The following is an 8,819-nucleotide window of genomic DNA, read 5'->3' on the forward strand; positions in this document are numbered from 1 at the left end:
GAACTATCTGAAAAATTTAATTTTGCTTCAGAGAGGCTTGTTTCAACAATGCCCACTATACCTCAAAGCTATTTGGAAACACCATCAGGCAAATGGCTAGGAACAATTAAGCATGATACAGCCTCTACAATCACCGATAAAGCATGCCATCGGGGAGTCGCTATTTTTGCGAAAGCTTGTTTTGGGCATCCCAGCCCAAGCAAGCAGCAAAAACTTAACGCGACCACTTATGCCTCCGGCGGCCCCGATTCGTCCTCGTCACCTCGTCCCGACAAGGGGTCGGAACATAGGCTCCAAATGACTTGACGCCGTGTCGGATGGCCTTTTATTTTGTCTCCACCTTCGCTAACGCTCAGACTCCGACAAAACAACGGCCCTACGGCTATCGCGGACTAAAAATCATCACTTCGCTTAGGCTACGTTTCCCTGATTTTCAGCGATGGCAAAAGACTAGTTCCGGGCAAAGATCAACAGCAAAACCGACAGTTATTGATTTCAATGCTAACAGCATTACATACAGTTACACCAGCGCATATAGGTCTTCAGAAGTCTCTCATCGTGACGTAAAAGACCTTTTTGAATACAAAATTGAAAAACTTGAAATATCACTAGATAATTCAACAAAGAATGTAACTACTCAGCGTAATTTAAACTCATAAAAGATTGATTTAAAATAATAATTAATGTATCTCTCTGAATTTTAGTCCAATTTTCACCCATTTTTAAAGGTGAAAATGACTAAAGTCAGGTTAAATTAAAATATATCCATTTTATTTTAAAGTTAAAAAACACGCTGAGTAGTTACCAAAGAATAAACAATACAAACGTATTGCTGATTACGAGGGTCGGTAAAAAACATTAAGATCACAAGAAAAAGAATTTAATCTAATTGAAGAAGAAATCATTGGTTGAGTAAAATCTGGTTTTGCTTTAAACCTAAGAGCTAAGGGAGCGAAAAACTTCAGAATCAAAAACATACAATCATATTCTCAAAAAACCCATCAGAAGCCTCTATGGAGCCAGCAAACAAACACAACAGACCCAACCTTTATGGAGAGTGCTTGCTTGAAATAAAAGAGTTAAATATTGAAATATACAAAAGATAAACTATCTTACAGGGAGATGTTTTTTTGTTTTGATGATTTAAAAACTATCAATTCCCCTCCTGCCTTTTTTTACTATGGTTTTAAATAAATCAGCTGTCTTGAAGCGGAAAGCAAAAGACTCTTTACAAGTATTTCTAGATACTACAAGTTACTTGTAGGTACTAGTAGTAGAGAAAAAACAAAAAAACCTACACGCCATATATAACAGTATATACAGCGATTTTTTAAAAACATAAAGTACACGCCATTTACGTATAAGCACCAACCCAACAAAGTCATTTAATATTTTTTGGCCTCGAAATGTGATACTTATTTTTTACATCATCATCCTTCACACAACTCCAACCACCAAGCGAACCTACTTCCTTAGCTCCGTTTCCATGATTTTCAGCGATAGAAAATTAATTTATTCTATCTTTTTCGTGGATATTAGCAAAAAACATCATCCTGGTTAGTTTTTTACCGTTTCCAGGGGTCAACACAGAATTCGGACCATAAACCCCGTTAAGCATTTTTCTCGCAGCGATTTATCAGGATCAACATAACGATAAAAAGACATATTGACTAAAACCAGCCTTTGGTTCGTTTACAAAAACCGACTAATGCCAGCATTAAGGGGACTTCAATCAATACACCAACAACCGTTGCCAAAGCAGCCCCCGACGATAAACCAAACAACATCACCGACGTAGCAATCGCTACTTCAAAATGGTTTGATGCACCAATCAACGCTGAAGGGACAGCATTTTCATAAGAAAACCCCCACCATTTTGCAGCAATATAAGTAACTGAAAAGATCAGAAGAGTTTGTAAGGCTAGAGGAATAGCAATCCATAAAATAGTTAAAGGGTTTTCAGTAATGACATCACCTTTAAATGAGAAGAGTAAAACCAGCGTTAGCAATAAAGCGATAATGGTAATGGGCGTTAGGATATGCAGAAACTTTTTCTCGAACCAATCCAGACCTTTATGCGCTACAATCCACTTACGCGAAAAATAACCCGCAAATAAAGGTAATGCGACATAAATACTAATTGATAATAGTAAGGCTTCCCAAGGTACAGGCAGTTGGCCAACTCCTAATAGAAACCCACCAATCACACCAAATAAAACCAGCATCACCAATGAATTGATGGCGACCATCACCAGTGTATGTCCAGGATTACCTTTTGCTAAATACCCCCAGACCAAAACCATTGCGGTACAAGGTGCAACGCCAAGTAAAATACAGCCTGCCAGATAACTGCGCCATAAAGGTACAGTCATCATTTTAACTCCATCATGCATCACCACCGTGCCCGAACCATAATAACTGCCCACAGGCAAATCCAGCCCAAATGGTAGCTTTACCAAATCAACAGCATCCGTGCCAATAAACTGTTGAAACAACACCCCCAAAAACAGATAGGCAATGCCATACATCGTAAATGGTTTAATTGCCCAGTTAACAATCAGTGTCAATGATACGGGCTTGATACTTTTCCCCGCTTTAACCACTTCAGTGAAATCAATTTTTACCATAATCGGATACATCATAAAAAACAGGCAGATGGCGATAGGAATGGAGGCTACGGGAGCACCATTCACATCAATACTCATGCTATCCAGTGTTTTGGCAAATTCTGGGGCATAGACACCCAATAGAATACCAGCACCGATACAAAGTCCTACCCATAGGGTGAGATAGCGCTCAAAGAAGCCCATATTATGTTGTTTTTCAGTCACTTTATTTTCCTATTAAGTCGTTAATTGACCAATTTTGTTAAGTTTGGCTGCCAATTCATCTTTAGGCAGAGTTTCTAAAGGAGTTACAGCATTTTATTGACGCGTAGCTTTTAAAGCTGAAGTTTCCCAATTATTGAGTAGCTGAAATACACAATCGCTGGAAATCCTGGAAACGGAGCTTTAGCGAAGTGAAGATTTTTAGTCCGCGATAGCCGTAGGGCCGTTGTTTTGTCGGAGTCTGAGCGTTAGCGAAGGTGGAGACAAAATAAAAGGCCCTACGGCTATCGCGGACTAAAAATCATCACTTCGCTTTGGCTCCGTTTCCCTGATTTTCAGCGAATGTGAGTCATTAGTTTAGTTTTCATCTTTTATCCTGTAGGGTTTCTAAAAGTTCTGTATTTCTTTTGTTTGTAGCCTTAATTGGCAAGAGTAATCGGATCCCAAGTACTGCGCCAAACATGTACCCATGCGTAACCGTCGTTGTCAAAATCCTCCATGTAGACTTGGATTGTGTAGGTCTTACCGACCTCAAACGTCTTGACTTGTAATTCCTCATTATCGACCCCCCTATCTCCATCACTCTCTCCCGAGGCGACCATAGAGTATCCATCAGGGTGATATATCTCCATCACGGTATCTTCATCAGCACTGTAAGTTTCTATGTTATACCGACCTGTAGTCTCAGGAGTAAACGTAGTTGTAAAGTGAGTCTGGTCATAGTCGTCTGTAGATAGCCAAAATTTCTTAGCAAGTCCTACGGTTAGATGGGACTCGTATTCTCTAAAAGGTTCTTCAGCCCTAACATTCAAGATGGCTTTACCTGACCAAGATCTACTTTGTAGATATACTTGGATTACATATCTCTCACCCGCTTCAAGATACTTATGTTGAAGCTCGTTATTATCATGCCCATCATCCCCATCGCTCTTGCCCGTATTTACAATTGACTGTTCATTATGATAAATCTCCATAACCGTGTCTGAAGGTCCATATGTCTGGAAGATATGCCAGCCCGATACTTCAGGATAGAAAGAAAACGTACGGTGAGAGTTCTCAGGGTCATCTCTAAGTAAATAAAGCACTTTGGCCATTGTCAAAGAAAGCTCAGGATAATCGTTAGCGCGTGCTTCTGCGGCTTTCCGTTTTTCCTCCTCTTCTGCCTGACGCTGTGCTTCTTCCTCCGCGATTCGTTTCATTTCTGCCTCTAATAGTTTCGCTGCTTCTGCGGCTTCTGCGGCTTCTGCGGCTTCTGCGGCTTTCCGTTCTTTCTCCTCTTCTGCCTGACGCTGTGCTTCTTCCTCCGCGATTCGTTTCGTTTCTTCCTCTAAGCGTTTCGCGGCTTCTTCAAACCGTTTTCTATCTTCCTCATTCTTAGCCTTCTCCACTTCCTCTGCGGTTAAATTGGGAATTTCACCGGCTGGTTTAGGCACTGGGGTTTCCGCCTCTTCTCTGGGGCGGAATGAATTCCATTCCGCTTGAACCATGTTGTTGAATAAAATCATCAACACGACGACTGTCATTAGTTTAGTTTTCATCTTTTATCCTGTAGGGTTTCTAAAAGTTCTGTATTTCTTTTTTTTGTAGCCTTAATTGGCAATGCCTTTTTCTTAAATTGGTTCTATCGCAAGAATTTATTATAACGTTAAAGCTTGCTCATACGCTGAAAATCATGGAAACGGAGCTTAGCGAAGTGGTGATTTTTAGTCCCTGATAGGCGACAGGGCAATTCGCTGATTCGACGTGTGCTAGCAGCACGCGAGAGGAGCAAGAATTGCATTCCGAATAGCCGTCCAGCCAGTGAGGTAGTAATGACGAAGCGGCTTTTGTGCGTAGTCGTTGCGGACGCAGGGCGTTCAGGGCATCTCCCGCTGAAAATCAGGGAAACGTAGCCTAAGCGAAGTGATGATTTTTAGTCCGCGATAGCCGTAGGGCCGTTGTTTTGTCGGAGTCTGAGCGTTAGCGAAGGTGGAGACAAAATAAAAGGCCATCCGACACGGCGTCAAGTCATTTGGAGCCTATGTTCCGACCCCTTGTTGGGTCGGGACGAGGTGACGAGGACGAATCGGGGCCGCCGGAGGCATAAGTGGTCGCGTTAAGTTTTTGCTGCTTGCTTGGGCTGGGATGCCCAAAACAAGCTTTCGCAAAAATAGCGACTCCCCGACTCTTTCTTCCATAATTTCTTCAAGGTCGCGATACGAAACGTCATACCTGACATAAAAGAAAACAGCATAAAGAATGACATCTTTTTGAAAGTGAGTGCCTTTGAAGCTGAGCATGTGATCCACCTTTTATTGAAATTGAGAATTATGATAGCAGATAACGTCGGGAAGGGGGATTTATGCGACAGAACCTTTACCCTTCATGTAAAAGTTATCCCCCTATTTTACCTACCCTAATGAATACTTGATTTCCGTTCAACCCGCATTTAACTATTACTATTAGTGAGGCTTTATTGTCTTGATAACTCACATTAAGACGTATGTATCACGCCATGCAGAGATAAATAACCCTGTGACATTACTATGTGTAAATTGTGAGCAACAATTCTTATATCGTAGTTACCCACAAGAACTGTTGATAAAAGTGTGTATTACTTTTGAGTAACTGGATTAAAGCCACGGTACATATAGGATAGGGTTATATTGTGTATTTTTTGTACAGGACATTCGCTGTCAGCCCCGGACGGGCTGATAGTCTCCAGAAGGCGCAGGGAAATTTGCCAATCCGAAGTGGATGAAACGTATATCAAAGTGAAGGGGCAGTGGACCTATTTATACCGAGCTGTTGATAGTCAAGGTGATACGCTTGATTTCATGCTTTCTGAGCGCCGTGATGAAGAGGCTGCAACCGCATTTTTCAAACAAACGATTAACAATAATGGCTTTCCTGATGGGTGTGGCTTTAATATAATGTTTTATGCAGTTTGGTGCTCCACACCAAATTGAATAATCTTATCCCAAAACTGTTGCCATCTATTTGTAGTCTGAACTAAAGCTCTTAAGCTCAGCACTACTTTTGCTCCTTTGTTTTTCCAGCGCATACCCGAACCATAAAGTCGTTGCTTAACCAATGTTTTGCAAGCGGCTTCAGTGACACCAGAGCCAATCGGTAATTTTTTTTCAACATGGTGAGCATAGTTCATTCTGTCTTTGGTGATATTATTGCTAAAGTAGGTAATGGTCGAATCCAGATCATCTTTTATAGATTTTGTAAGTCTAGTGTTTGTGAGGGCTTGTAATTCGTCTAAAATAGCTTATGCTGCATTTTTTTCGTGTTTAAGCTGTGAACACCGCCGCTGTCAGCCCCGGACGGTCTGATAGTCTCCAGAAGGCGCAGGGAAATTTGCCAATCCGAAGTGCGCGATAGCGCGCGAGGGAGGCTAAAATTTTATCCCAGAATAGCCGTAGAGCCATTTGTGGTAGCCATGACTGAGCTGCTTTGTGCTCAGTCTGTGGCGGACGCAGGGCGGCTGGAGCATCTCCTATTCGCTGCGTAGGTGAACGAATTACGGCGACAGGAGTCCCGGAATTTCGTGAGGTAGCATGGCGCTCCTGTAATGAATAAAACTGTCCTGCAGGAGATAAACCATCCCCTCCGAACATTTGTCCTTTTTTGATCATTTTCATTATCTCAATACCTGCTAATGTTTTTTGGGCGCTATGGAAGTTTTTAAAACCCAACATAGAGCGAGTTATTCGTTTAATGTTCCTATGATCTTGTTCGATAATATTATTCAAATATTTACATTGACGGATTACAATGGGGTCCACTTTAGGGGCATCTGAGTCTTCCTTATTGATGCTATTAAGCGCTGCTTTATTGGAACCACTCTTATCAATATTGACTAATTCAGGACGGCCATTGGTTCTGTCGCAAAAAACAAATCACCATATTACCTACGATCATAAGATTAAATTTAAGCCAAATAAGGTTCGCATGTTCATCTAAAAATGGTTCTATTTTTCAAGCCATTGCTTTTCTAAATACCACATGGTACTTGGCTTTAACACTAGGTTATCGTAATTTTAACAATGTGGTGAGAATGTTTTTCTCCTGCGATGGTGTTTTGTCCATTTATCGCATAAAAACAGGTTACAGTTGATTTTACACAAATATTTGTTTTTTTTGCGACAGAACCCAGATAACGTCGGGAAGGTGGATTTATGCGACAGAACCTTTAGTCCTGTATTGCGCTTAATTTCTCGTGAAATATTGCTTTGGCTACGGCCCAAGGATTTTGCTATTTTATTATGAGAAGTTCCCTCGCTGTCAGCCCCGGACGGGCTGATAGTCTCCAGAAGGCGCAGGGAAATTTTGCCAATCCGAAGTGCGCGATAGCGCGCGAGGGAGGCTAAAATTTTATCCCGAATAGCCGTAGAGCCATTTGTGGTAGCCATGACTGAGCTGCTTTGTGCTCAGTCTGTGGCGGACGCAGGGCGGCTGGAGCATCTCCTATTCGCTGCGTAGGTGAACGAATTACGGCGACAGGAGTCCCGGAATTTCGTGAGGTAGCATGGCGCGCCTGTTTTTAGTTCGATTTCTATATAATGTCTTTCTTCAGGACACAGGCGCGCCATGCTACCTCACGAAATTACGGGACTCCTGTCGCCATAATTCGTTCACCTACGCAGCGGATGGGAGATGCCCTGAACGCCCTGCGTCCGCAACGACTACGCACAAAAGCCGCTTCGTCATTACTACCTCACTGGCTGTTTACTTTACACCTATGTCTTGTCTTAATTCAACTGGTATATTGCTAGCTACTACTTCCAGAGGGTTATGCACTTATTATACGAATTCAGGGGTATTGATAATTGAAAAATTTTAAAATAACGACTTTAAAAATTCTTCAACGTCAGGCTGACCTATGGGTCCTTTTGCTTTTTATAGCTAGTATTGCCTCATCTTCAATTCCTGTTGCAATGGGTTTTAGTTTTTCCAGGTTGGTTACTGAAGAAACTTTTAACACGCAGGATATATATTTTGTAGCATTTCTTACATTTTTAGAAGTTCCGATTACCCTAGCTAGACTTTTCGCATCAAGAAAAATACTAAATCGATCTGGAGAAATTTTCAAAAAACGATTTACATACAGGAATATATCAACCCCTGGGTCAGGAAAAATTATATATCGAAATTACAATCTTTACACCGACCACCTTATTGAAAGTTACCAGTTTATTTTTGATTGTTTTTTTATTGTTGTCCTAAGCATTTTATCCACTATTGAATTCGGCTTCTTACCAACTTTGGTAATACTGGGGTTAGTTCCTTTTGTTCCATTTATAAACCAATTGGTGAAAAAATCTAATTTCTACTACCGCCACGTTCAAAAACTGACAGACCTAAGAACAGGAAAACTTAATTCGTTTACGAAATTTCGCACCAGCTATCAAGGCGTCAATAAACGTTCGGGCGCACAGTTTCGCCAACTATCAAAAATATTTAAATTTGAAATGTTTTGTCGTAATGCCGATTCTTTTCTCAAGTCACTTGAAATATACGTTAACGCATTTTCTAGATTTGCTCCATTTATAGTGGTTTCGATCATCCACTCTTATGTAGCCCCGGACGAGCTTCTCAATTCCAAGCAACTCTTCTGGGTCGGTCTTCCCATAGTATCGAGTTTTTTTCGGCTTCCAAGGGGAATTGTGGCTCTAAAGATGCTAAAAAGAATCAAATTGGAGATGGATAACCGGTTGGGTTCTTTAATCAACTCGAAACTTGACCAACCTGTGATAATAGGTGATAGTCAGGAGCTTTGGGAAGGAACTCTTACTGATAATGTGATTTTCCCAAATGCCGATGCAAGAAATGTAATTAATCACATGGGGCTTTGCGTTGAACTTGAGTTGGACGACCCTTTTTCAAATGATTACATAATACACAAAAAGGGAGGCAATATATCTGCTGGTCAAAGAACGCGGTTAATATTTGCTAGGGCAGTAGCAATTGCTGGTGAATCAAATATTCGGGTTGAATTAGATA

The 8,819-nt window shown here is 41.2% G+C and carries 12 protein-coding genes and 3 pseudogenes; 7 read left to right on the forward strand and 8 right to left on the reverse strand.

The window, feature by feature from the left end:
- Positions 1 to 166: 166 nt before the first annotated feature.
- Positions 167 to 301: a hypothetical protein gene (locus K6984_RS34375; RefSeq protein WP_263458674.1), complete on the forward strand. Its 135-nt coding sequence runs from the start codon at positions 167 to 169 to the stop codon at positions 299 to 301.
- Positions 302 to 317: 16 nt separating this feature from the next.
- Positions 318 to 659 (forward strand): hypothetical protein, encoded by a 342-nt coding sequence (locus tag K6984_RS20685; protein WP_221897225.1) that lies wholly within the window; start codon positions 318 to 320, stop codon positions 657 to 659.
- A 1,011-nt stretch (positions 660 to 1,670) separates the two neighbouring features.
- Here the strand turns inward: K6984_RS20685 and arsB are convergent.
- From arsB to K6984_RS20700, 4 genes and pseudogenes are all read right to left on the reverse strand, one after another.
- A complete protein-coding gene (arsB, locus tag K6984_RS20690) occupies positions 1,671 to 2,810 on the reverse strand; it encodes an ACR3 family arsenite efflux transporter (protein ID WP_221897237.1) in 1,140 nt (379 codons plus the stop codon).
- Positions 2,811 to 3,247: 437 nt separating this feature from the next.
- Complete coding sequence (locus K6984_RS20695; protein ID WP_221897226.1) at positions 3,248 to 4,366, reverse strand: hypothetical protein; 1,119 nt, start codon at positions 4,364 to 4,366, stop codon at positions 3,248 to 3,250.
- A gap of 318 nt (positions 4,367 to 4,684) precedes the next feature.
- On the reverse strand, positions 4,685 to 4,819 hold the full coding sequence (locus tag K6984_RS34380) for a hypothetical protein (RefSeq protein WP_263458820.1): 135 nt from the start codon (positions 4,817 to 4,819) through the stop codon (positions 4,685 to 4,687).
- A gap of 174 nt (positions 4,820 to 4,993) precedes the next feature.
- Positions 4,994 to 5,107, reverse strand: a pseudogene (locus tag K6984_RS20700) (IS6 family transposase); the annotation flags it as partial.
- Positions 5,108 to 5,560: 453 nt separating this feature from the next.
- Between K6984_RS20700 and K6984_RS20705 the strand changes: the two are divergent.
- Positions 5,561 to 5,719 (forward strand): annotated as a pseudogene (locus K6984_RS20705) (DDE-type integrase/transposase/recombinase); the annotation flags it as partial.
- 26 nt (positions 5,720 to 5,745) lie between these two features.
- Here the strand turns inward: K6984_RS20705 and K6984_RS20710 are convergent.
- Complete coding sequence (locus K6984_RS20710) at positions 5,746 to 5,973, reverse strand: hypothetical protein (protein ID WP_221897227.1); 228 nt, start codon at positions 5,971 to 5,973, stop codon at positions 5,746 to 5,748.
- A gap of 133 nt (positions 5,974 to 6,106) precedes the next feature.
- Positions 6,107 to 6,244: a hypothetical protein gene (locus K6984_RS31485; protein WP_230988219.1), complete on the reverse strand. Its 138-nt coding sequence runs from the start codon at positions 6,242 to 6,244 to the stop codon at positions 6,107 to 6,109.
- A 25-nt stretch (positions 6,245 to 6,269) separates the two neighbouring features.
- Between K6984_RS31485 and K6984_RS34385 the strand changes: the two genes are divergently transcribed.
- Positions 6,270 to 6,395, forward strand: coding sequence for a hypothetical protein (locus K6984_RS34385; protein ID WP_263458821.1), 126 nt, complete (start codon positions 6,270 to 6,272; stop codon positions 6,393 to 6,395).
- On the opposite strand, the pseudogene K6984_RS31490 reads toward K6984_RS34385, so the two are convergent.
- Both K6984_RS31490 and K6984_RS20720 read right to left on the reverse strand, forming a co-directional pair.
- Positions 6,386 to 6,700 (reverse strand): annotated as a pseudogene (locus K6984_RS31490) (DDE-type integrase/transposase/recombinase); the annotation flags it as partial. The gene K6984_RS34385 and the pseudogene K6984_RS31490 sit on opposite strands and share 10 nt — an antisense overlap.
- 156 nt (positions 6,701 to 6,856) lie before the next feature.
- Entirely contained in the window at positions 6,857 to 7,228 is a 372-nt protein-coding gene (locus K6984_RS20720; RefSeq protein WP_221897228.1) for a helix-turn-helix domain-containing protein, read from the reverse strand.
- 12 nt (positions 7,229 to 7,240) lie between these two features.
- On the opposite strand from K6984_RS20720, the gene K6984_RS34390 reads away from it, so the two are divergent.
- The 3 genes from K6984_RS34390 to K6984_RS20725 form a co-directional block, all read left to right on the forward strand.
- Positions 7,241 to 7,363 (forward strand): hypothetical protein, encoded by a 123-nt coding sequence (locus K6984_RS34390; protein WP_263458790.1) that lies wholly within the window; start codon positions 7,241 to 7,243, stop codon positions 7,361 to 7,363.
- Between the two features lie 102 nt (positions 7,364 to 7,465).
- The gene (locus K6984_RS34395; protein ID WP_263458822.1) at positions 7,466 to 7,591 is read left to right on the forward strand and encodes a hypothetical protein; all 126 of its coding nucleotides are present in this window, start codon (positions 7,466 to 7,468) and stop codon (positions 7,589 to 7,591) included.
- A gap of 54 nt (positions 7,592 to 7,645) precedes the next feature.
- The coding region (locus K6984_RS20725) for a hypothetical protein (protein WP_221897229.1) at positions 7,646 to 8,819 on the forward strand (1,174 nt) is incomplete at its 3' end.

The sequence above is a fragment of the Bathymodiolus japonicus methanotrophic gill symbiont genome, assembly GCF_019721995.1.
Classification (GTDB): Bacteria; Pseudomonadota; Gammaproteobacteria; order Methylococcales; family Methylomonadaceae; genus Methyloprofundus.

Coding starts and splice junctions, on each gene's coding strand:
- K6984_RS34395 (WP_263458822.1), top strand. CDS start 7,466: ATGGGAGATGCCCTGAACGCCCTGCGTCCGCAACGACTACGCACAAAA.
- K6984_RS34380 (WP_263458820.1), bottom strand. CDS start 4,819: ATGGCCTTTTATTTTGTCTCCACCTTCGCTAACGCTCAGACTCCGACA.
- K6984_RS20685 (WP_221897225.1), top strand. CDS start 318: ATGGCCTTTTATTTTGTCTCCACCTTCGCTAACGCTCAGACTCCGACA.
- K6984_RS20710 (WP_221897227.1), bottom strand. CDS start 5,973: ATGAACTATGCTCACCATGTTGAAAAAAAATTACCGATTGGCTCTGGT.
- K6984_RS20720 (WP_221897228.1), bottom strand. CDS start 7,228: ATGGCTACCACAAATGGCTCTACGGCTATTCGGGATAAAATTTTAGCC.
- K6984_RS31485 (WP_230988219.1), bottom strand. CDS start 6,244: ATGGCTCTACGGCTATTCTGGGATAAAATTTTAGCCTCCCTCGCGCGC.
- arsB (WP_221897237.1), bottom strand. CDS start 2,810: ATGGGCTTCTTTGAGCGCTATCTCACCCTATGGGTAGGACTTTGTATC.
- K6984_RS20695 (WP_221897226.1), bottom strand. CDS start 4,366: ATGAAAACTAAACTAATGACAGTCGTCGTGTTGATGATTTTATTCAAC.